The 22,928-nt window shown below is 38.7% G+C and carries 18 protein-coding genes; 12 read left to right on the top strand and 6 right to left on the bottom strand.

The annotated features are described in order from the left end of the window. Together UC75_RS16225 and UC75_RS16220 are read left to right on the top strand one after the other, a co-directional pair. Positions 1–1,691: heme utilization protein (locus tag UC75_RS16225; protein ID WP_228137443.1), on the top strand; the 1,691-nt coding region annotated here is incomplete at its 5' end. Between the two features lie 160 nt (positions 1,692–1,851). Further along, entirely contained in the window at positions 1,852–2,805 is a 954-nt protein-coding gene (locus tag UC75_RS16220) for a DUF6160 family protein (protein ID WP_049838181.1), read from the top strand. Positions 2,806–2,885: 80 nt separating this feature from the next. On the opposite strand, the gene UC75_RS16215 is transcribed toward UC75_RS16220, so the two are convergent. Both UC75_RS16215 and UC75_RS16210 read right to left on the bottom strand, forming a co-directional pair. Then, positions 2,886–3,830, bottom strand: coding sequence for a tRNA dihydrouridine synthase (locus tag UC75_RS16215; protein WP_212771778.1), 945 nt, complete (start codon positions 3,828–3,830; stop codon positions 2,886–2,888). An 84-nt stretch (positions 3,831–3,914) separates the two neighbouring features. Then, positions 3,915–4,724 (bottom strand): cytochrome C assembly family protein, encoded by an 810-nt coding sequence (locus UC75_RS16210; protein WP_049838179.1) that lies wholly within the window; start codon positions 4,722–4,724, stop codon positions 3,915–3,917. Between the two features lie 140 nt (positions 4,725–4,864). Here UC75_RS16210 and ffh point away from each other — a divergent pair, with 140 nt between their 5' ends. After that, positions 4,865–6,280: a signal recognition particle protein gene (gene ffh, locus UC75_RS16205; RefSeq protein WP_004794257.1), complete on the top strand. Its 1,416-nt coding sequence runs from the start codon at positions 4,865–4,867 to the stop codon at positions 6,278–6,280. 49 nt (positions 6,281–6,329) lie between these two features. On the opposite strand, the gene UC75_RS16200 is transcribed toward ffh, so the two are convergent. Together UC75_RS16200 and UC75_RS16195 are read right to left on the bottom strand one after the other, a co-directional pair. Then, positions 6,330–7,064, bottom strand: a complete 735-nt coding sequence (locus tag UC75_RS16200; protein WP_049838178.1) for a pantothenate kinase — start codon at positions 7,062–7,064, stop codon at positions 6,330–6,332. A gap of 14 nt (positions 7,065–7,078) precedes the next feature. Next, positions 7,079–7,831 (bottom strand): biotin--[acetyl-CoA-carboxylase] ligase, encoded by a 753-nt coding sequence (locus UC75_RS16195; protein WP_049838177.1) that lies wholly within the window; start codon positions 7,829–7,831, stop codon positions 7,079–7,081. Between the two features lie 30 nt (positions 7,832–7,861). Between UC75_RS16195 and UC75_RS16190 the strand changes: the two genes are divergently transcribed. From UC75_RS16190 to UC75_RS16160, 7 genes are all read left to right on the top strand, one after another. Further along, a complete protein-coding gene (locus UC75_RS16190; protein ID WP_004794252.1) occupies positions 7,862–8,665 on the top strand; it encodes a sulfite exporter TauE/SafE family protein in 804 nt (267 codons plus the stop codon). Between the two features lie 257 nt (positions 8,666–8,922). Continuing rightward, positions 8,923–9,618: a GntR family transcriptional regulator gene (locus UC75_RS16185; protein WP_004794249.1), complete on the top strand. Its 696-nt coding sequence runs from the start codon at positions 8,923–8,925 to the stop codon at positions 9,616–9,618. Positions 9,619–9,628: 10 nt separating this feature from the next. Continuing rightward, the gene (gene smc / locus UC75_RS16180) at positions 9,629–13,078 is read left to right on the top strand and encodes a chromosome segregation protein SMC (protein ID WP_049838176.1); all 3,450 of its coding nucleotides are present in this window, start codon (positions 9,629–9,631) and stop codon (positions 13,076–13,078) included. Between the two features lies 1 nt (position 13,079). Further along, entirely contained in the window at positions 13,080–14,123 is a 1,044-nt protein-coding gene (locus UC75_RS16175) for a cell division protein ZipA C-terminal FtsZ-binding domain-containing protein (protein ID WP_049838175.1), read from the top strand. A gap of 94 nt (positions 14,124–14,217) precedes the next feature. Further along, positions 14,218–16,257: an NAD-dependent DNA ligase LigA gene (gene ligA, locus UC75_RS16170; protein ID WP_049838174.1), complete on the top strand. Its 2,040-nt coding sequence runs from the start codon at positions 14,218–14,220 to the stop codon at positions 16,255–16,257. A gap of 252 nt (positions 16,258–16,509) precedes the next feature. Then, positions 16,510–16,974 carry a heteropolymeric bacterioferritin subunit Ftn gene (ftn, locus tag UC75_RS16165; RefSeq protein WP_001214863.1) on the top strand — a complete coding sequence of 155 codons (465 nt, stop codon included), beginning with the start codon at positions 16,510–16,512 and terminating at the stop codon, positions 16,972–16,974. A gap of 288 nt (positions 16,975–17,262) precedes the next feature. After that, a complete protein-coding gene (locus UC75_RS16160) occupies positions 17,263–18,456 on the top strand; it encodes an MFS transporter (protein ID WP_128825326.1) in 1,194 nt (397 codons plus the stop codon). A gap of 67 nt (positions 18,457–18,523) precedes the next feature. On the opposite strand, the gene UC75_RS16155 is transcribed toward UC75_RS16160, so the two are convergent. Together UC75_RS16155 and otsB are read right to left on the bottom strand one after the other, a co-directional pair. Beyond that, entirely contained in the window at positions 18,524–19,957 is a 1,434-nt protein-coding gene (locus UC75_RS16155) for an alpha,alpha-trehalose-phosphate synthase (UDP-forming) (protein WP_049838172.1), read from the bottom strand. Then, a complete protein-coding gene (otsB, locus tag UC75_RS16150; protein ID WP_049838171.1) occupies positions 19,945–20,796 on the bottom strand; it encodes a trehalose-phosphatase in 852 nt (283 codons plus the stop codon). The genes UC75_RS16155 and otsB overlap by 13 nt, the downstream gene beginning before the upstream one ends. Positions 20,797–21,152: 356 nt before the next feature. On the opposite strand from otsB, the gene UC75_RS16145 reads away from it, so the two are divergent. Both UC75_RS16145 and bioA read left to right on the top strand, forming a co-directional pair. Then, positions 21,153–21,884 (top strand): hydrolase, encoded by a 732-nt coding sequence (locus UC75_RS16145; RefSeq protein ID WP_049838170.1) that lies wholly within the window; start codon positions 21,153–21,155, stop codon positions 21,882–21,884. 93 nt (positions 21,885–21,977) lie between these two features. After that, the coding region (gene bioA / locus UC75_RS16140; RefSeq protein WP_228137442.1) for an adenosylmethionine--8-amino-7-oxononanoate transaminase at positions 21,978–22,928 on the top strand (951 nt) is incomplete at its 3' end.

Below are 22,928 nucleotides of genomic sequence, written 5' to 3'. Positions count from 1 at the left end.
CCTATGGCTATGTTGATTTTAACCGTGTAGCAGATTCAGCTTCTGGTTTAACTGCGGGTACCTATGTTGACAGTAGTGGCAAAGTAACCAATTCAGGCCTGAATATTGAGGTAATGCTCAGCTCGAATGTAGATAAAACTAACCCTTATGCTTTAGATGCAACTAATAGCCCACAAAATGCGAAAGGTTTGATTCGTTTAGGTGCTAGCGGACGTATGGTAAATAGTTATCTACAACTTCGTGGGATAGATGGTACTGCGGATACCACTACTTTAGGCACTGCAAATACAGCTGCTGGTACAGGTTCAAGTAATAGTATTTTAGGTAATTCTGGCATTGCCTTTCGTATGAAAGGTGAATTCACCAAAGATAATGATTCAATGCTAGGCGCAGATGGTAAAGCAACCACTTTAGAAATTGGTGGGGCAGGTTTAAATGCTTATGGTTTCGAGTTTGGTAATTTAACAGGACTTAACTCAGCTACGCGTGGTTATTTTGACAGCGGAAATATTTATCTAAATCTTGCTGATACAAAAACCTTATTAATGCCAAACAACGCAACCTTAAACGGAATCCGTTTAGGTAGTGGTACTTTAACGACAGCTGCTGATTATCAGCATAATATTCACCGTGATACGGTTACTAATCCGTTTAGCTTGATTCTTGCAATGCGTGGAGCAGAGTTTCAAGCATTTTCAAGACGGGGTCGTTTTACAACAAGTGCGAATGTCGCTCCTGCAAATCAGTTTGCAGACAATGGTGCAAACAACCAGTGGGGCTTAGCACTACCTTTCTATAACTTAAATGCTAATGCTGCTGTATATGGTTTAGACGCGCCAGCAAATAGTGCTTATTACTATACAAAAGATGCCAATGGTAAACCTGTCCAGAATGTTGTTGCAGCTTCTGGAACGACTTCACGTTTGGGTTTTGGTATTGCAGCTGGAACTACTGGACGTGATGCGACTGGAACCAAAACAACCTCAATTTTATTAATTGATGGTTCTCCAAATGCTAATAATGGTGGTAACCCGACTGATTATTATATGGGTTTACGTAACATTGATATGTTTGTTAAAGGCAATGGAAGCATTGGCTTAGAAAATGGCAGTCTTAATATTAGTTTAAAAGAGATGCTACTTGCTTTATCAACTGAAATTGCAGCAGGTTATTTACCAGGGGCAAAATATAAAACTTGTCCAGCTACTGGTTCATGTACTTCACCAATTGATAACTTTGCCAAAAATAATGATGTTTTATTTGGCCTTAAACTACGCTTAGGCGGTGATTTAAATTTATCGATTGTGCCAAACAGTTCAATTGCAGATGGTAGTGCTCTAACTGTACTGGGCGATTTCACGATGCCTGCCACAGCAACTGGAAATACAGTTCAAATTAGTGATCCGATCGATGGTTCTGCGATTGGTTTTGATAATATTACTGGAAAGCTTGCGTTTAATACTGCTTTAGTTGTTGGTAAAGACAGTGCAAGTGGTTTAGGTAAAGTTGGCGTAAATACGGCTGTTTATTTTAATCCTGATAAGAGTATCGACGGCGCGTTACGTGTTAAAGATATTAACTTCTATCCTCCATCAACTGGTGCAGGTGCACGTTTAGGTGAGCTTGCAATTACTGGTGGACGTTTAAATAGTAGCTTTAGTATTGTGCCTAGAAATGGTGCTTTTAACTAATAAAGAAAAGTGGCAGCCATTGCCACTTTTTATATGGTTTTTATTTTAATGTGATTAGATTTGCATTCGTCGGGTTATAGGGATAATTGCTTTGTACTTGAATATTATTCTGATAGTCTGAACAAATAATAAGCGTTTGTCTCTTAAGGATTAGAGCGACATGAAGAATAAAAATATAGGGTGCTGGTTGCTACTTGCCAGTAGTTCAAGTGTTTTTGCAATGCAGCCTTTAGATGATCAAAGTCTTGCGGCCGCGACTGGCCAAAATGGTTTAACCTTAGGTATTCAGGCTGATAAAGTTAAATTTAATCAAGTCGCTCTGATTGATACAAACGGTATTGCTTCAACTTCATATAACAGTAAGGCCGGCTTTGTCATTGCAGGGAATTCTACGAATCCGGTTCCTGGCATAGAGTTTATTAAAGCTGCGGTATCGAGTAATCCTTCTTTTAATATTGCAATGGATGTCGATGCTAGCGGTGGAAATCCTTTTTTAAATTTAGCTGTATCTATGGGAAGTGATGTAAACGGTATTCGACTTTTACCATTTTCAGTTTATTTAGCCCCAAGTGCATCTTTATCTAGTCCATCCGATTATGCATTAACAAGTTATGCACCAAAATCAATTTTTAGTTCGGGAACAACAGTGAATGCGGGTGTAAAAGAGTTGATCCGTTCTACTGGTAATCTGGATATTAACTTTGTACAAACCAATAAACCTCGTTTAAATATTCAGCTTGGCCATGCTGCTCAATCAGTTATGGTTAAATTTGGAGGGGCAATTCAATCTATTTGTTCTGCTGCTGCGGGTTGTCCAATTACTTTAGTGTCTGATAATACGGGTGCTACATTCGGGTTTAAATTTGCTGGCACAAATACCTCAACAGGTTTTGTACTTGATGGTTTCTATGCAGGTGTTGATCCAACTGGATTAACTTTTGGAAATACAGGCGTATCAAGTAAATTTGATGCTTCACTTAATAATGTCACTTTAGGAAATATGGGTACCCAAAATACAACAACGTTTAATAATTTACCGAATGGCTCAATGGGGAGTTTTGGTGTCACTGGCGTTTCTGTAACTGACTTTAAAATGAAAGTAAGCGGCTTTTAAAAAAGAATAATAGCTTAACCTGAAATACGAAAGAGGGCGGTTGTAAAAGCAATCGCCCTCTTTTTTTTGACTATATTGCGTTAAATGGTTTCTGATCTGGTGTGTTCTAACTGTTGAACAATTTCATCCAAAGCTTTAATACGTTTAACTTGGTCCCATAGGTCTTTCGCTTGTGGATAGGCTTTGGTCATCATTCCTAACCATTGCTTATAACGACCAACCATACCAATTTCTGTCTTTGCCTGACCGTTTAAAAAACGAATTTGTAAATCAACCAGTTGTTCCCAGCTGAATAATGCCTCATTCATATTTTCACGAATACATTGGGTTAAATCTGGAGTCGTTACCGCACCACGGCCAATCATTAAGTCTTCACAACCAGACTGTTGCTGGCAAGCTTTAGCATCAGCATTGGTCCAGATTTCACCATTCGCAATGACATTAATTTTTAAAGCTTCTTTAATCGGTAGAATTTTTTCCCAATAAGCTGGTGGCGTATAGCCATCTGCTTTAGTTCGAGCGTGTACAGTTAACCAGCTTGCACCTGCATCTTCAACAGCGTGGGCATTTTCCATGGTGTGGTTTTCATCGAGATAACCTAAACGCATTTTTGCTGAAACAGGAATGTGTGCAGGTACCGCATCTCTCACTGCTTTAATGAGCATATGTACAACATCAGGTTCATCAAGAAGGACTGAACCACCACGATGTCGATTAACGGTTTTTGCAGGGCAACCAAAATTAAGGTCGATTGCAGGAGCACCTAGTTCAACCACTTTTGCAGCATTTGCTGCCAGCATATCTGGGTTGTTACCTAAGAACTGAACATGCACGGGTGTTCCAGCAGCTGTTTTACCGTCATTTTTTAATTCTGGACAAAAACTATAGTAAATATGGTCTGGCAAAATGCTGTCTGTAACTCGAATAAACTCGGTCACACACCAGTCGAAATGACCAACAGATGTGAGTGTATCCCGCATGATCGGGTCAGTTAAACCTTCCATTGGAGCGAGTATGAGTTTCACAGTCTGAGTCACCTGATTAAAACAAAAACAGCGTTATACGGGATATGTATAACGCTGTCTAGTATCGAAGAAATTTTAATTTACTTAACGGCCCAAGATCATCTCGAGCACAAATTTACTACCAATAAAACCAATCGCCAAAAGCACAAAACCGATTAAGGTAAAACGAATCGCTTTTTGACCTCGCCATCCGAGTTTATAATGGCCAATTAAGAGTGAACCATAGATAAACCAAGAAATAATACTAAATAAAGTTTTATGAGCGAGATGTTGTGCAAAGAAGCTATCAATCGTCAAGAAACCAAAAGTGAGTGCAATCGTTAATAAAATAAAGCCAGTAATGATCAGATCAAATAACAAAGACTCCATCGCCTGAATTGGCGGAAGTAAATTGACCCAAAAACGTTTTTTTTGTTTCTTTTTGAGTTCACGATTTTGGAACCAGAGCAGAATAGCGTGAATGGTTGCCATCAGTAAAACTGCATAGGCAGAAAGTGAAAGAATAATATGAGTATCTAAGCCTAACGAATGCTGCTCAATAAATTGATTTGGTCGGCTGAATGCAAAACCTAAAATAAGGCCAATAGCCGCTACAGGAATACCTAATAAGTTCAACGGTACAATAGGGCGAAAAATACTAAAAATTAAACTTAACAACAGCATAAGCCACGATGTAAACGATACTAAATTAAAAACATCGTAGTTAATTCCGGCGGGTGTCAGCATGGCATGGCATAAAACTGTACCATGCAGCAGAAGTGCCAAAGTCGCAATAAAAGCAAATAACCATGGGTTTGGTTCACGTTTTGACATTAAACGAATAAACAAATACCAGAAAGAAGTGGTATATGCGATGAGTGCCAAAATTGTGTAAACCAAGGGGAGGCTAATCATGTCAAACCTTTTTCAGGATTAATTCATCTATATAAGATATAAATTCGCTGCGAACTAAAGTATCCTATAGCATTCTATGCATAAATTTTCTATTTCGAGAAAGATTTTTTTGCAACTAGCCATTTTAAGCGGATTTTGCAATGTTTGATACCTTAACAGAACGACTCACACAGAGTTTAAGAAATGTTACTGGCTCAGGGCAGCTGACCGAAGACAATATTAAAGATACCTTACGTGAAGTACGTATGGCACTTCTTGAAGCCGATGTCGCGTTACCTGTAACTCGTGAATTTATCGCGAAAGTTAAGGAAGAGGCATTGGGCCAAGAAGTGATGACTCAGTTATCACCAGGCCAGGCATTTGTAAAAATCGTCTATGACGAACTCACCAAGATGATGGGTGAGGCGAATGAAACACTTGATTTAAGTGCTAAGCCTCCCGTTGTTGTATTACTTGCTGGTTTACAAGGTGCGGGTAAAACGACAACTGCCGCTAAGTTGGCACGTTTCTTAAAAGAACGTCAAAAGAAAAAAGTAATGACGGTTTCTGCCGACGTTTACCGTCCAGCAGCAATTAAACAGTTAGAAACTGTGTCAGCAGAAGTTGGTGCAGGTTTTATTGCATCAGATGCTTCTGAAAAGCCAATTGATATCGTTAATCGTGCAATTGAACAAGCAAAAATCCAGTTTGCTGATGTGTTAATTGTCGATACCGCAGGTCGTTTACATGTCGATGAAGACATGATGGACGAAATTAAAGAATTACATGCTGCCGTTAAGCCAACTGAAACCTTGTTTGTGGTTGATGCCATGACAGGTCAGGATGCTGCAAATACAGCTAAAGCGTTTAATGATGCGTTAGCACTTACAGGTGTGATTCTTACTAAAACTGATGGTGATGCACGTGGTGGTGCAGCGCTTTCTGTACGTGCAATTACGGGTAAGCCAATCAAGTTCTTAGGTATGGGTGAGAAGCTTGATGCTTTAGAACCATTCCATCCAGATCGTGTTGCTCAACGTATTTTAGGCATGGGTGACGTACTTTCTTTAGTCGAGGAAGTTGAACGCAAAATCGACAAAGAAAAAGCCGAAAAAATGGCTAAAAAATTGCAAAAAGGAGGCAGCTTCAACTTTGAAGATATGCTGATGCAATTTGAGCAAATGAAAAGTATGGGCGGCATGATGGGCTTCTTAGATAAGTTGCCTGGCATGAGCGGTGCAGGAATTCAGCAAGCGATTGAGCAAGCGAACCCTGAAAAACAGGTCAAGAAAATGGAAGCTATTATCCAGTCAATGACCGTTAAAGAACGCCGTAATCCAGACTTGATGAACCCAAGTCGTAAAAAACGTATTGCCGCGGGTTGTGGTATGGATGTTGCTGAAGTGAATAAACTCATTAAGCAACAAGCACAAATGGCTAAAATGATGAAGAAATTTGCGAATCCATCTGGTATGAGCAAAATGATGCGTTCATTAGGTAATATGCAAAAACAATTTGGTGGCGGTGGTGGTGGCGGAATGGGCCCACTGTTTGGCAACAATGACCAAAAGAAATAAACTTATAAAATAAAAGGCGCAGATAGCGCCTTTTATTTTATTCTGTGTTTTAGTCTTTAGGATAATGAGCAATATATTGTTGTAGTCCTTTGAGCAAAAGATCTGTTTCTACGACTGGATCATATTTTTTCAAGAACTTAGCAAAAAGAGGCGCATCTCCACCCGTGAGGAGCAATTTTTTAGGAGATTGCTGCATAATGCTTTCAATTGTACTAATCAGACCTAACAAAATACCGTGGTGTACAGCATCGACTGTGTTATTGCCTGGGTTTAAATTATCAAAAGCTGAGTCTGGAATTTTAATGCCTTTAGTATTTTGAATGAGTGCATCGCGCTGTAAATATAAATTAGGGAGGATGTAACCACCTAAATGTTGTTTGCCTTGCGTTAAATCAATCGTAAGCGCTGTTCCACATCCAATAATGCAATAGTTTTCATCTGTTTGAGCTACAGCGAGTACTTGTAGCCAACGGTCAATCCCGAGCTGACTTGGAACTTCATAGCCGCACTTTAACTCAGCATATTCAGCATGCACTTTGGCAAAAACAACAGGAATTTCAAGCCATTTTAAAATCTGTTGAATACGTTGATTGTTCTCAGTATCGAGTACTGAAGAAATCCCAATGCGATGCAGACCTTGATGTTTAAAGTGTTGAATTAAACCCAATAATAAATCTGCAGGGGACTGTAAATGTAGCTCAGCTGCATGTTCAATAATCTGCTGATTTTCAGTAATCCAATACTTTAAACGGGTGTTTCCGATATCAAGCCATAAACTTTTCATGGAAGAACACCTGTTTATTGATTCACTTGCGGTCTTAAGCGACCTTGATAAAACTGCTGAGGTTCAGGAGTTTCAAGAATTACTGCACCTTCATTGGATATTCCAACAAAACGACCATGAACCAGTCCCTGACTATGTTCGAACTGCACCAACTGATTAAGCCATGCAGCGTGGTGGTTAAAACGTCCAGCCAAGTTGTAGCAACCATGATCAAACCAACGAGCTGCATTTTGAATCGCCACATAAAGCTCTGAAATAAGTTCAAGACGACTCATTTGTGCTAGGCCTAAATCCTCTAGAGATGTAATTGGTTGATCACTATCAGTCACTGGTGGTGTTTTTAAATTAATACCTACGCCCACAATAGCTTGATGTTGGGAAAGCGGTTCGACCAAAATTCCACCCCATTTTCCTTGTGTACTATACAAATCATTTGGCCATTTCACTTGCAAATTCAGCGCTTGTAACTGTGCGATTTGCAAAATATTCAGAACAACTTCAAGTGCTAAGCGACCATCTAAGGGTGTTCGAGTTTGCACCAATGTGCTTAAATAAATGTTTCCTTCAGGTGAAATCCATTGCCGTTGATGTTGACCTCGCCCTTGAGTTTGTTGAGCACTGCAAACCAAGCCCGTTGTAATGCCTTTTTGGGCAATTTCACGAATATCATCATTGGTCGAAGTTGTGGTTGCTTTTAATAAAACCACTTCTGGAAGCTGGTTTTTTGCGCTTAAAAGTTGTTGTAGTTGGCGAGTCTCTAAATCCATGTTGAATATGAGCAGAGTGGTAAAACATTTATGGAGTTAATCATATATTTACTCATTGGCGCAATTGCTGGTTTTACTGCCGGATTGTTTGGAGTGGGTGGTGGACTAATTATTGTACCAATCCTCTATGTCGTTTTTACCCAATTGCACTATGACCCAGCAGTAATCATGCATATTGCAGTCGGAACATCGCTTGCAACGATTATTGTGACATCGTTTAGTTCAGTTTCGGCCCACCATAAAAAGGGTGCAGTTCTTTGGCCTGTTTTTCGTAATTTAGCACCTGGACTGGTGATTGGTTCATTTTTAGGAGCGGGTATTGCCGATTTGATGTCTGGTCAGCATTTACAGCTACTTATTGGTGTTTTTGCGGTTGTGATGGCCTATCGCATGTTTAAAGGGGCAAATGTGGTTGTTGACCCAACACGTCAGCTTCCTTCAACACCTATGCAATTTATGGCGGGTGGTGGCATTGGTATTGCCTCTGCAATTTTTGGTATTGGAGGCGGTAGCTTAACTGTTCCATATTTAAACCGTCATGGCGTGGTCATGCAAAAAGCAGTCGCGACTTCTGCCGCTTGTGGTTTGCCAATCGCTATTGCGGGTGCAATTGGTTTTATGTGGTTTGGTGCCAAAGAACACATCTCTGTACCTAACACGATTGGTTATGTGCACATCTATGCGTTTATTGGCATTAGTGTCATGAGTTTTGTTACTGCGAAGTTTGGCGCAAAAGTTGCTCATGCATTGTCACCACAAATGTTGAAAAAATGCTTTGCCTGTTTATTAGTGGTGGTGGGTAGTTATTTTATTTATAAAGGGATTATGCACTAGAAAATAAAATATCAATCTTGCTAGAACTACGATTTATGAGCTTGAGTTTTTAGAAATTCGAGCTTTTTTTTATTCAATAAAATAAGAGCATTTGGGGCTTTTATTCATCCGATTTTGGTGTTGTTTTTAAATGGGTTGGCTTAAAATGCAATAAAATTGTCAGACAATGACATAGTTTTTAATCGGTGCGATCAGTTAAAAACAAGGATGCGAAAGAAAAGCATGGATTAATGCATATAAAAAGTAGCGGGTGATTTATGAATCTCGAAGAGACAGAAAGTCTTTCTGAGCAAATTGTCAAATATATTAGCGAACAGATCATTAGTGGTGAGCTGGTTGAAGGCGAGCGTATTCAAGAATTACGTATTGCCAAAGAGCTGGATGTAAGCCGAGGATCAGTTCGTGAAGCATTGTTATTATTAGAGCGTACTCATTTAATTGAGATATTTCCACGCCGCGGGGCAATTGTTTCAGAAATGTCTGCACAGCAGGTTAAAGCACTGTTTGACACAAACGTGATGTTATTGGGGCATATTGTTCAACGCATCAGTGAAACATGGCGCGCACATGAAGCCGATCAATTGCAGCTCTTATTAGAACAACTTCTTGAGCATGTAAAAGCAGGAGATATCGAAAAATTTTATGATGGTGTTTTTCAATATCTCGCTGAACAGCAAGATATGGTGGGTAACCCTTACCTAATGAAGTTTTATAAAGAGTTACTACCTTCACTACGTCGCAGTTATTTTTTGACCTTAAATACCTCTAAGCGGGAACTACAAGAAGCATTTGCATTATTTAAACTCGTGACTGATGCAATTTTGATCCGAAAATCACAACAAGCCGCTTTATTTATGGAAGATTTTTGTCGACACTTACGTAACCTTGTGTTGGAATCGCTGACACGAATGAAACAGATTGAATTGGCCTGGGCAAGACGCTCACGCCGCTAGTTAGGGCATTATGCGTTTAAGCAGTTTAAAACTTTCCGGCTTTAAATCTTTTGCAGATAGTACAACTTTAAATTTTAAGGCGAACCGCACAGCAGTGGTTGGTCCAAATGGTTGTGGCAAGTCAAATGTAATTGATGCCATTCGTTGGGTGATGGGTGAATCAAATGCTCGTCAGCTACGTGGTGGTAGCATGCAAGATGTTATTTTTACAGGAACCTCCAAGCGTAAGCCAGTGGGCGTGGCGAGTGTGGAGCTACGTTTTGATAATACCTATGGCAAATTGGGCGGGTCATATAATGCCTATAATGAGCTCGCCGTTCGTCGTCAGGTCACCCGTGAAGGTAAATCCGAATATTTCTTAAATGGCACACGTTGTCGCCGTCGTGATATCACCGATATTTTCTTGGGAACAGGGTTAGGGCCGCGTTCATATGCGGTGATTGAACAAGGCATGATTAACCGTCTGGTTGATGCTAAGCCTGAAGAAATGCGTATCTTTATTGAAGAGGCAGCAGGTGTCTCACGCTATCAAGCTCGCCGACGCGAAACCTTGCAACATCTTGAACATACTGAGCAAAACCTTTCACGTTTAGAAGATATTGCCCTCGAGTTAAAATCACAGCTGAAGACGCTTAAACGTCAATCAGAAGCAGCGGTTCAATATAAAACTCTGGAAAGCCAGATTCGTACCCTGAAAATTGAAATTCTGTCCTTTCAGGCAGATAAAAGCGTACGCTTACAAGAAGAATATACAGTTCAAATGAATGAACTGGGTGAGACTTTTAAATTAGTCCGCTCTGAGTTAAGTACGATTGAACATGATTTAGAAGCAACCAGTGCTTTATTTCAGCGCCTCATTCAGCAATCTTCACCACTACAACAAGAGTGGCAACAAGCTGAGAAAAAACTATCTGAACTGAAAATGACTCTGGAACAAAAACAGAGTTTATACCAGCAAAATAGTATGACTCTCGCTCAGTTAGAACAGCAAAAATTCCAAACTAAAGAACGTTTACAACTTTCGGAATTGCAACTTGAAACACTCAATAATCAGTTAGATGAACAAACTGAATCATTAACTGGAATTGAGCATACTGCAACGGAAGCTGAACAAAACTTTGCTGATTTACAATCTCAGCAAAAACAAGCACAGCAACAATTTGAACAAATAAAAGCTCAGGTTGAAAAACAACAGCAGCAAAAAATGCAAATGTCTGCTCAAATTGAGCAGTTAGGTAAAAATGTTCAACGCATTGAACAGCAAAAAGAAACGTTGCAACATCAAGCAAGTCAGATTCAATCGCATGTTCATGAAGATGAGCAGGGTGAATTTGAGCAACTACAGCAGCAATTACGTCGTGAAATCTCGACGTTAGAGACTGGAATTGAGCAGTATGTGCAACAGATTGAACAGTCTCAACAAGCGCATCAGACAACCAAAAATCAGCAACAAACGCTAAAAACAGAAATACAGGTTTTATTATCTGAGCAGAAAAACTTAAGCCAGCTTGTTGCTAAACAAAGTCCAAAGCAACATCAAGATGCACTACGTTTAATGCAGGCTCTACAGTTAACAGAGCAAGGCAAACCGCATGCGCAGATTGTTGAAAAGTTTTTAGCAAAATGGTTGCAAGCTCATATTGTTGAAACTGAACAGGCCTTTCAGGAAGGAATTGCTCGCCAGTTAAAACCTTCAGAGCAAATAAATCAATTTAAAGGTAATTTAGCCTGTTTAAATGACTGGATTGAGTCTCCACAACTATCAATCTTTTCGAATGTAGCGATTGCACAAGATTTGACAGTTGCTTTAAATGAGCAAAAGCAACTACAACATGGTCAGTCTATTTTGACTTTAGATGGCTATCATGTCGGGCAGGATTGGGTGATTGCCCTTATGTATGATGACGAAAGTCAAAGTGCACAAGGTATGCTGAGCCACCGTATTCGTCTAGATGAAATTGAACAAGCCCTTGAAAAGCAACAACCCGAATTACAAGCATTAGATCAAATTTTAGTTCAGCAGAAAGATGAGCTAGGACAGTTACAGTCTGACTTGCAGCAGAAACAGCAAGTTGTTAAACAAAAACAAAAAGACTTACAGCAGCTTGATGTGCAAATTGCTAAACAGCAAACCGCAGCACAAGCATTTTTACTGCAAAAACAACAATTGAAAGATCAATTAGCTCAGCTAGATATGCAGCTTGAAGAAGATGCAATGCAAAAAGACGATCTGGAAATTGATTTGCATGCTCTAGCAATCAAACTTGAAACCATTTTACCTGATTATAAAACTATGCAATTTCGGGTAGAAGAGTTAACAGAGCAGTTAGAAGAACAGCAACAAGCTCTACAACATCAGCAACAAGAACGCGAGATTTTACGCCGTAGTAGTACGCAAACCACTCAACAAATCGAGCTGCTTGAAAAAGATATCTCATTCTTGCAGAGCCAATATCAGCAAATTAATGCTCAAATGGAACAAGCGAAAAAATTTGTTGACCCTATTCAATTAGAGTTACCAAATCTTGAGTCAGAATTTCAGCAACAATTTGCTCAAACTGAAAAGTTGCAAAAGAACTGGAATGAATGGCAGCTTGAACTCAATAGTGTGCAGGAAAAACAACAAACCCTGACAGATCAGCGTCATCAATATCAACAAAAAGATGAACAACTCAGAGAGCAACTTGAAGAGAAGCGTTTGGCATGGCAAGCGGCTAAGTCAGATCGTGAACATTACCAAGAACAGCTTAAAGAGCTAAATGCCGAAGTCCAAAAGGGCTTACAAATCGATTTAACTGAGCACCAGCAAAAACTGGAAAAAGTACAGAAACAGTTTGAAAAAATCGGGGCGGTGAACCTTGCTGCTTCACAAGAGTTTGAAGAAGTTTCTCAGCGTTTTGATGAGTTGAGTCACCAGATTCAAGATTTGGAAAATACGGTAACTCAATTAAAAGATGCGATGAAAAGCATTGATCAGGAAACCCGTAAGTTGTTTATGACAACGTTTGATCAGATTAATCAAGAGTTGCAAAATCTGTTTCCAAAGGTCTTTAATGGTGGTGAGGCGAGTTTAAGCCTTGAAGATGACTGGCAATCTGGTGTTAAACTGATGGCAAGACCACCGGGTAAGAAAAATAGTTCTCTAGCATTACTTTCCGGTGGAGAAAAGGCGTTAACAGCGTTAGCATTAGTATTTGCGATTTTTAGATTAAATCCGGCACCGTTCTGTGTGTTAGATGAAGTGGACGCACCACTTGATGATGCGAATGTTCAGAGATATTGTAATTTGGTAAAAGAGCTTTCTGAACATGTACAATTCATTTACATTACACATAATAAGCTGGCGATGACCATGGCAACTGATTTGTTGGGTGTGACCATGCCTGAACCGGGTACATCAAAATTAGTCACTGTCGATTTAGAACAGGCAAAAGAATACGGGTTAGTTTCGGAGTCATAGAATGGAAATCAATACGATTATTGGCATCGTTGTCGCCATTATTATTATGCTAATTGGCTTAAAAATGATTTTAAAAAAGTCAAACCATGCCGAACCCTCATTAGACAGTGATTTGCATATTAATCCTGATAGTAATCAACCAGTTATACCTAGACATGTGCGAGATCAGCTTGAACAAGCTGAAGCTGAACGTGTATCAGCAACGAGTACAGAGCGAGTAGAGCCGACGTTAAATGAATCTGCATCGGTAGAAACTAGTACAACAAAACCAACAGAAACTTTGGCTGTAGAAGCTGCTCAATCAATTTCAGCCGAATCAACTCAACCCGCTGTTGAAAACTCTTCGGACCAGATTAAATCTGAAGAAACTGTAAAAAGCTCTACCATTAACACAGACAGTTCAGCTGAGTTAGTTGATACGGTTTCTGTTAAATCAGAAATTGAAGCTTTATCAGAAGAAAACTTGAAAACTGAAAGTGAAAAAACTGAACCTGAGTTGAGTTTAAACCCAAATATTGAAACTGCCGAAATTGCTGAATTTGAAGGCGAGAGTAATATTCTGGATGTACATTTGCATGAACAGCAACGCTATGATGATGAAAGTGCATTAGCAATGGCTGAACAGATTATTGCTTTAAATGTCTATCCGAACCCGCGTCGCGCGTTGTCTGGCGATAAAGCACTTAAAGTATTGTTAAAATATGGTTTACGTTATGGCGAAATGTCATGTTTCCATCGCTATGAAAATACGGATGAGCCGAGCGTACTGATGTTTTCAGTATTACGTATGACAGACAATGGACCAGCTGGGTTTGATCTTGAAACCTTGTCTAGTGAACAAGTTCAAGGGTTGGCATTTTTCCTTGCGCTTCCAAACAGTAAAGCTGTAACTGGTTTTGACATGATGGCAAGTATTGCAGGTTTAATTGCTCGTGAAATTGATGGCAAAGTTTATGATGAAAATAATCTTGAATTTACACCACAGTTAAAAGAGCACTGGCGTCATCATGTGATTGATTATCGTCCGGCACATGCGACTGCCTAGTTTTAATTTTTTACGTTCGTTGCGATAATTGCAACATATCTAGTCGCAGCTCAGGGTGGAGAAATTTCCACCCTTTTTTATGGTGAATAACATAATGGCAACAACTTCCGTGATCGAACAGATGCGTCAGCTTATTCAACTGATTGCAAAGCATAACCACGCCTATTATGTGATGGATCAGCCGACAATCTCGGACAGTGAATATGATCATTTATTTCACCAGTTAAAAGCTTTAGAAGAGCAATATCCTGATCAGGTTCAATCAGATTCTCCAACTACAAAGGTAGGCGGCCAAGCACTCTCTAAATTTCAAAGCGTGACTCATGTCGTTCCGATGCTTTCTTTGGGGAACGTTTTTAATCAGGAAGACTTATTTGCATTTGCTCGCCGTGTTGAAGAGCGTTTGCCTAACCAAAAAGTACAATACGAAGTAGAACTAAAACTTGATGGTCTTGCGATTTCGCTTTGGTATGAAAACGGTGTGTTAACACGTGGTGTTACACGTGGTGACGGCGAAACCGGAGAAGACATTACCCAAAATGTCAAAACGATTCGTAACTTGCCTAAAGTGTTGCATTCAGATCATTTTGAAATTCCACGTTTGCTTGAAGTCCGCGGTGAAGTGCTCATGCCAAAGTCTGGCTTTGAAAAGCTTAATGCCGATCAGGAAGCAAAAGGTGAGAAAACGTTTGCGAACCCACGTAATGCCGCAGCAGGTAGTTTAAGACAGCTCGACCCGAATATTGCTGCTAGTAGACCTTTAGCGTTTTATGCGTATGGTATTGCCCAGTGCGAACCAAACCATAACTTAACCACCATGCACGACAGCCTACAATGGCTCACACAACTTGGATTTGAAATTGCTGAGCGTCAATATCTGTGTAATTCAATTCAAGAAGTACAGCAGCGTTATGAGCAAATTCAGCAAGAGCGTCCAGATCTACAAGTTGAAATTGATGGAATGGTCGTAAAGGTTGATGACTTAAAACAACAACAACAACTTGGTTTCTTGAGTCGTGAGCCACGTTGGGCAACTGCTTATAAATTCCCTGCACAAGCTGCATTAACTACAGTTGATCAGATTGATTGGCAAGTAGGGCGTACAGGTACTTTAACCCCTGTAGCGCGTTTAAACCCTGTATTTGTAGGAGGAGTAACGGTTTCCAACGTAACTTTACACAACATTGGTGAAATCCATCGTCTAGATGTGCGTGTGGGCGATACTGTTAGTGTTTATCGTACGGGCGATGTTATTCCTAAAGTAGAAAAAGTTTGGCCAGAATTCCGTTCACCTGACGCTGAAATTGTACATTTACCTGAAAGCTGTCCTGTTTGTGCCTCACCAGTTGTAATGCCTGAAGGAGAAGCTTTAGCACGTTGTTCTGGCGGACTTTATTGTGCTGCACAGCGAATTGAAGCGATTCGCCATTTTGTATCACGTAAAGCTCTTGATATTGAAGGTCTGGGCGATCGCTGGGTAGAGTCTTTATTACATCTCGATTTGCTCAAAGATGTTGCCGATATTTACCATTTGCATGAGCACCGAGAAACTTTGCTCGGTATTGAAAAAATGGGTGAGAAATCGGTACAAAACCTGATTGATGCCATTGAAGCCAGTAAGAAGACAACGCTTGCTCGTTTTATTTATGCTCTGGGAATTCGTGGGGTGGGTGAAACAACAGCTAGAATGTTGGCTAATACTTTCCAAACTCTAGAAGCACTTAAAGCTGCTGATGTTGAGGCTTTAAAGAAAACCCCAGATGTCGGTGATATTACCGCAGAGTGGATTGCTGACTTTTTCTTGGCACCACATAATATTGAAGTGCTTGATCGTTTAATTGCAGCTGGAATTCATTGGGATGCGCCAACAGCTCCAACACGTCAGCCGTTAAATGGTGAAAGCTGGGTGTTAACAGGCACATTAGAGCAAATGACCCGTGATCAGGCGACTCAAATGCTACAAGCATTAGGTGCGCGTGTAAGCGGTAGTGTATCAAGCAAGACCAAATGCGTTGTTGCGGGCGAAAAGGCTGGTTCGAAATTAGAGAAAGCAGCAAAACTTGGTATTGCTGTTATGAATGAGACTGATTTCCTATCACTTATGGCGAGCTACGGGCAGACTTTAAGCGAATAGGTCTACCGAAATAAGAACCATTGATTTTAGTTACAAATTTATAAATTGATGGTTTAAGTTATATTTTAACGCTTGTTTGAGCTTATAAATCAGACAAGCGTTTCTTTTTGCACAGGAAATTTAAATAACTTAAACTGCAAATGCGTATGTTTCTCATTTTAATTTGATAAAAATCATAAACTTAACTATTTTTTATTTTGCAATCATTTTTAAGATTGCCCATAATAGTCTTCATACGATAGGAGATTTATTATGCGTGGCAATCCAGAAGTCATAGACTATTTAAATATGCTCATTGGCGGAGAATTGGCTGCCCGTGATCAATATCTAATCCATTCTCGTATGTATGAGGATTGGGGCCTAAATAAAATTTATGAACGTATTGATCATGAGATGCAAGAAGAAGCTTCTCATGCTGATGCGATCATTCGCCGTGTATTGTTCTTAGGTGCTAAACCAAACATGCATCGTGAAGATATCAATGTTGGTACAGACGTTGTATCTTGTTTAAAAGCTGATTTGGCGCTTGAATATCATGTTCGCGAAAAGTTAGCGACAGGTATCAAACTCTGTGAAGAGAAGGGCGATTACATTAGCCGTGATATGTTGCGTCAACAATTATCAGATACTGAAGAAGATCATACATACTGGTTAGAAAAACAATTACGTTTAATTGAGTTAATTGGCTTACAAAACTATATTCAATCTCAAATTTAATAAAAAGACCCAGCTTAAGCTGGGTTTTTATTGGCTTATATTTATAAAATCAACTCATTGCTTAAATGTTAATTTTGTCAAATTGAACATATTCAAAGCCTTACTATATAAGGCTTTGGTAGTTACAAAAAAGTCAGAAAAATTGTATCGCACCCCCTGTTTTTTTTATGAAATTGTTTATAATTTCGCCAACAAAACCCTTGCCTAGAAATTTAATGAGGCAAGGGTTTTTCTATGGAAAATCGGTTGGTATGGATCGCCAATGATTTTATGGTGAGTTCGCGAAATATGTTATTTACCAAACCTGCTGTTTTAGACACAGCTACTCTCTTAAGCACACAGCGTCTTGCAACACGACTAAGCTTTTTTAGCTTAGGTTTTGCGACAGCAGCTTGGGCACCTCTTATTCCTTTTGCACAGCAGCGCTTAAACTTAAATCATGCTGATTTTGGTTTACTTTTGCTTTGTATGGGTATTGGCTCAATGATCGCTATGCCTGCGACTGGTGCTTTAGTAAAGCGCTGGGGATGTCGTCCGTTAATTGCTTTGGCATTGATGTTGTTAATGGTTTTATTGCCTAGCCTTACGATGTGGAGCAGCATTGTGACCATGGCTGTAGCATTGTTTGTCTTTGGATCGGCAGCAGGGTGTCTTGGAGTGGCTATTAATTTACAAGCAGTGGTTGTTGAAAAACATAGCTTGCGAGCGCTCATGTCTAGTTTCCATGGAATGTGTAGTCTTGGTGGCTTAACGGGCGCTATGCTTGTGACAGCACTATTGGCAGTAGGTCTTTCACCCTTAATGAGTACTTTATCAGTCGTTATGATTTTGCTTGTTATTGGTGGTGTTGCTATTCCTTCTTGTTTAACGTCTTTTGAACAGGATGAAAAGCCACATGAAGATACAACTCAAGCACTCCAAAAACGTTATCGTCCCGATGGCATTATTCTGCTTATTGGTATGATGTGTTTTATTGCCTTTTTATCAGAAGGTGCAGCAATGGACTGGGGTGGTATTTATTTAACAAGTAAATATCAACTTAATCCTGCTTTTGCTGGTCTTGCATATACTTTCTTTGCTCTTAGCATGACCACTGGTCGTTTTGCAGGTCATGTCTTGCTTAAGCAATGGGGCGAAAAAAATATTGTGACTTATAGTGCAATTGGGGCTGCGATTGGTATGGCTGTTATTGTGACAGCACCCGTGTGGCAAGTGGTTGTATTAGGTTATGCGCTATTAGGATTAGGTTGTTCTAATATTGTGCCAGTGATGTTTTCTCGCGTAGGTCGACAAAACAAGATGCCGAAAGCAGCAGCACTTTCTCTAGTATCTACGATTGCCTATACAGGCTCATTAAGTGGACCAGCTTTAATCGGTTTAATTGGTGAATGGACTGGTTTAAGCACGGTTTTAACAGGCGTAGCTGTATTACTTTTTGTTATTGCTTTACTTAACCGTTTTACATTAATCAAGACAAATTAATTTATAAATAATAGATACCCTATAGTGAACATCGAGAAATTAAATTTCTCGATGTTCTTTTTTAAATTTATAAAACTTGATAGATAGATTGATAATTATCTTGTAATAATCGCTGAGGCTTCATCAGTAGAGTTGGTGTCTTTTCTAAATCATCCAAGAAGTTATTTCGCCAATTGGTAAGATCAGAAGTTGTTAATCCCTCTATCAATTGCTGATAACGATTAATACGCTCAGTTTTAGACATTTCTAAAGCCATTTTTAAAGTATCCATCATTGCCGCTCTATCTTGCGGATCAACAATCAAGGCTTGAGACATCTGCTCAGCAGCTCCAGCATATTTAGATAAAATGAGTACCCCAGGATTTTCTGGATCTTGGGCTGCAATATACTCTTTAGCGACTAGGTTCATACCATCGCGTAGTGAACTGATCCAGCAAATATCTGAATGGCGGTAAATGTGCATAAGATTATGGTGTTGAACCGTGTCATAGCAGCAATCTACCGGTCTCCAGTCTTCATGTGCAAACTCTTCGTTAATTAACTCTAGCTTGGTTTTAAAACGTTGGTATAAACGTTGATAAGCTGGAATATCGGTACGAGAAGGTATTGCCACTTGAAGATGTCGAACTAAACCATGATATTCGGGGCTGGTTTCCAAAAAGGTTGCAAACGCATTAAATCTTTCGAGTAAACCTTTTGAGTAATCAATACGATCAACCCCAATAATAGTTTTTTGACGTGGGATTTCTTCAAAATTAAACACGGAAGAGGTGGCCAAATCTTGTTGCGCTTGCTTTTGTATAATCTCTGGCTGAACACCAATTGGGTACGACTTAATTAATATTTGACGTTTTTTATAGCTAATACTGTTGCTTTGAATTTTCTGAGCCTCGAGTAAATTTAGACAAGTCTGCATACATGCATTTTGATCGATCTGAGTTTGTAAGCCAATAACATCATATTGACTCAAGTCTTGAATTAATTCTCGAGCTACTGGAATTTTGTGCCAGATATTTAGGCTAGCAAAAGGAATATGTAAGAAGAAACCAATTTTATTTTGCATACCTAATTCACGGCAGTAACGTGCCACACTAAAAAAGTGATAATCATGTATCCAAATAAGATCGTCAGGCTGTGCAAGCTGTTTTAATTTTTCAGCAAATAACCGATTGACCTTTTGATAGGTATTATATTCTTGCGCATTATATTCAATCAGATCTTCTCGGGCATGCATTGCTGGCCAGAGAACCTTATTTGCAAATCCACAGTAATATTGCGCGTATTGTTGATGAGTAAGAGGACAGGTAATGTAATCAATTCCTTCAGAATAGGCCTGCTCAAATTCTGGTGCTTCGCCATCTGTGATTTGCTGACCATTCCAGCCTAACCAAATACCATTACTATCATTCAAAGCATCTTGCACAGCCACGGCAAGGCCACCTGCTGAAGCTTTACCTGATGGCATACTTATTCTGTTCGATAACACAATTAATTTAGACATATTTGTTCTCCATTCTCATTTTGGCTATTTTTGACATATAAGCTTTTTATTCTGTTTTTAAATAAAAGAAGAAAATTCGCGACATTATCAATATCTTTTAATCTATAGTTAGCTTGTGTTTCACCAGACCCCACTTTAATCGTGAGACCAGAGTGCTGATTAATAAAAATAAAACCAGATTCATCTGTTAAATCATCTCCTATAAAAATCGGTACTACAGAAGGTAAATTAAGATGATTTAATATAGTTTGAATTGCTTTACCTTTGTCAGCTTGGTTTGGTATTAACTCAACAACAAATTTCCCATGATTTATTTTTAATTGCGGATAATCAGGATTAATCTGATGCATAATATTAATGGCATCATTTTCTAGAGTAGGATTTTCTCGGTAATGTAAAGCAATAGAATATCCTTTATCCTCAATTAATAATTCAGGATATTTCTCACAAGATTTCATAATATCTTGTTTTAATTTTTTAAAATTAATCGAACTTAAATCTGGTCGAATATAATGATCTGAGCCAAAATAAATATCTAAACCATGCAAACCAGCAACAGGGATCTCAATAGGCTGTAGTAGTTTGGAAGCTGTGTCTACATCTCGACCTGTTACAGCAATAACGGGTATATTGAATTTAATAATTTTTTTTATAGTTTCTAATGTAGTGTTTGGAATAAAGCTTTTTTCAGGATTAATTTGGAATGGTGCTAACGTTCCATCAATATCCAAAAATAAGCAGTAATTTTTATCTAAAGATAAAGTTTTTATAATATCATCTGGTGTAACAAAATATGTATTTTTTTCTCTCCCATCAGATATTGTACTTTGACTGTTCATATTAGCCTTCCCAATATATTTTGTTTAATAATTAATCTTCTAACATTAAAATGAATTGATGAGTCATTTCTTTTAATAAAAAAACATAAGTATTAACATTAATTACATTGCATAATGGATTTATAGGCGAAGTGTGGATTATGTTGTTTTTTGAGTGGCTTCAATGTTTAGATAATTAAAGTTTTGTATATTTAATATGAATAATGCAGGTCTTGTTTATCAATATATTTCAGAATATTAAATCCTCATAAATCATTGATTTTGCTTTTTGAAATTCAATTTTTATATTGATTTTAAAAGATATTTTAAAACGATAATATTATATAATCCTTATAAAGTTGGCTTTGGACAGGCATATGAAGTTACAAAATAAAATTTTATTAATTACTGGTTGGGGAGTAGGCGTGGAACCTTTGCAATCTCTAAAATTGCATTTGGAAAAAAAGGGTTTTGAAACTCAACTTATTAATATTTTTAATGTTTTAGAGTGTAACTTTCAAGCACAGCTTGATTTAGTGGCTGAAGTTGATGTGGTAATCGGTTGGTCTTTAGGTGGGCAGTTAGCGACTAAACTGGTTGATATTTTTTACAAGCAAACAGGGCAAACAAAAACTTTAATTACGCTCGCTTCAAACCCTTGTTTCGTTGCCAATGACAATTGGCAAACAGCAATGTCTACTGATGTATTTAGTCAATTTAAAGCGTCTTTTTTACAGAACCCGCAAGCCACTTTAAAGCGCTTTTATTATTTAATTACACTTGGCTCATCTCAAGCTAAACAAGATTGGATAAGCGTACAAAATATAGCAAGCCCGCCTTCAAATGAACTTTTATTAGAAGGTTTACAAATGCTTGAACAATTAAATCTGGTAAGTAACGTAAAAAACTATCTGGGACCACAGCTTCATCTGTTTGCGGAACAAGATAATGTCATTCCTTGCAAAATTATGGAAAATTTTAAAGATATAGTGACAAAAAATATAAGTTACAAGCTACTAAAAGATGCTACACATGCTTTTCCCTACCTACAGGTCAAAAGAACAATTGAAGAAATCTGCCAATTTTTAACAATTCATCAGCAAAGTTAATAAGCTTTGATTGATATCGCAATTTTCTTTCATTCTTAACAGGTTTAACATGTGTTCAATGAAAGATTTGAACGCTGTAAAAGGGTAAATAGGATGACCGATAATTTTGATTTAGAACATATTTGGCATCCTTATACTTCAATGACCCAACCTTTACCCACATTTAAAGTGAAACGTGCCTATGGGGCAACGATTGAACTAGATGATGGTAAAACTTTAATTGATGGTATGTCGTCTTGGTGGTGTGCAATTCACGGCTATAACCACCCTGAACTCAATCAGGCAGTGACAGATCAATTACAGAACATGTCACATATCATGTTTGGTGGGCTAACTCATGATCCTGCAATTGAACTTGGGAAAATTCTTTTAAAAATTACACCGCCAAGTCTCGATAAAATTTTTTATGCAGATTCAGGGTCGGTTGCTGTTGAAGTGGCTTTGAAAATGGCTGTGCAATTTTGGACAGCACAAGGTCAACCACAAAAAACAAATTTTATTACTACGCGTTCTGGTTATCACGGTGATACATGGAATGCGATGTCAGTCTGTGATCCTGTTACAGGTATGCATCAGATTTTTGGCACAAGCTTACCAAACCGTCTTTTCGTAGCTGCGCCTCAAACCAAATTTCATGAAGATTGGAATCCTCAAGATATTGCTGAGCTAGAACAGGCTATTCAGCAAAATCATGAAAATCTTGCTGCACTCATTATCGAACCAATTGTTCAAGGTGCAGGGGGCATGCGTTTTTATCATCCTGAATATTTACGTCAGGCTAAAGCGCTTTGTGAAAAATATCATCTGTTATTAATTTTTGATGAAATCGCTACTGGTTTTGGTCGTACGGGTAAGCTCTTTGCGTGGGAACATGCACAAGTTGAGCCAGACATTATGTGCATAGGTAAAGGATTAACAGGCGGCTATATGACTTTGTCTGCGACTTTAACTACAAAGTATGTTGCAGAAACGATTAGTCGCGGTGAGGCTGGGGTATTTATGCACGGTCCAACCTTTATGGCCAATCCGCTTGCTTGCGCTGTT

It is taken from the genome of Acinetobacter sp. V2, assembly GCF_001188385.1.
GTDB classification, from domain to species: domain Bacteria; phylum Pseudomonadota; class Gammaproteobacteria; order Pseudomonadales; family Moraxellaceae; genus Acinetobacter; species Acinetobacter oleivorans.
This window is presented reverse-complemented; position numbering and strand designations above follow the sequence as displayed.

Excerpts from the sequence above, each read along its gene's own strand:
- UC75_RS16220 (WP_049838181.1), top strand. The coding sequence starts at position 1,852 with ATGAAGAATAAAAATATAGGGTGCTGGTTGCTACTTGCCAGTAGTTCA.
- UC75_RS16210 (WP_049838179.1), bottom strand. The coding sequence starts at position 4,724 with ATGATTAGCCTCCCCTTGGTTTACACAATTTTGGCACTCATCGCATAT.
- ffh (WP_004794257.1), top strand. The coding sequence starts at position 4,865 with ATGTTTGATACCTTAACAGAACGACTCACACAGAGTTTAAGAAATGTT.
- UC75_RS16200 (WP_049838178.1), bottom strand. The coding sequence starts at position 7,064 with ATGAAAAGTTTATGGCTTGATATCGGAAACACCCGTTTAAAGTATTGG.
- UC75_RS16195 (WP_049838177.1), bottom strand. The coding sequence starts at position 7,831 with ATGGATTTAGAGACTCGCCAACTACAACAACTTTTAAGCGCAAAAAAC.
- UC75_RS16190 (WP_004794252.1), top strand. The coding sequence starts at position 7,862 with ATGGAGTTAATCATATATTTACTCATTGGCGCAATTGCTGGTTTTACT.
- UC75_RS16185 (WP_004794249.1), top strand. The coding sequence starts at position 8,923 with ATGAATCTCGAAGAGACAGAAAGTCTTTCTGAGCAAATTGTCAAATAT.
- smc (WP_049838176.1), top strand. The coding sequence starts at position 9,629 with ATGCGTTTAAGCAGTTTAAAACTTTCCGGCTTTAAATCTTTTGCAGAT.
- UC75_RS16175 (WP_049838175.1), top strand. The coding sequence starts at position 13,080 with ATGGAAATCAATACGATTATTGGCATCGTTGTCGCCATTATTATTATG.
- ligA (WP_049838174.1), top strand. The coding sequence starts at position 14,218 with ATGGCAACAACTTCCGTGATCGAACAGATGCGTCAGCTTATTCAACTG.
- ftn (WP_001214863.1), top strand. The coding sequence starts at position 16,510 with ATGCGTGGCAATCCAGAAGTCATAGACTATTTAAATATGCTCATTGGC.
- UC75_RS16160 (WP_128825326.1), top strand. The coding sequence starts at position 17,263 with ATGTTATTTACCAAACCTGCTGTTTTAGACACAGCTACTCTCTTAAGC.
- UC75_RS16155 (WP_049838172.1), bottom strand. The coding sequence starts at position 19,957 with ATGTCTAAATTAATTGTGTTATCGAACAGAATAAGTATGCCATCAGGT.
- otsB (WP_049838171.1), bottom strand. The coding sequence starts at position 20,796 with ATGAACAGTCAAAGTACAATATCTGATGGGAGAGAAAAAAATACATAT.
- UC75_RS16145 (WP_049838170.1), top strand. The coding sequence starts at position 21,153 with ATGAAGTTACAAAATAAAATTTTATTAATTACTGGTTGGGGAGTAGGC.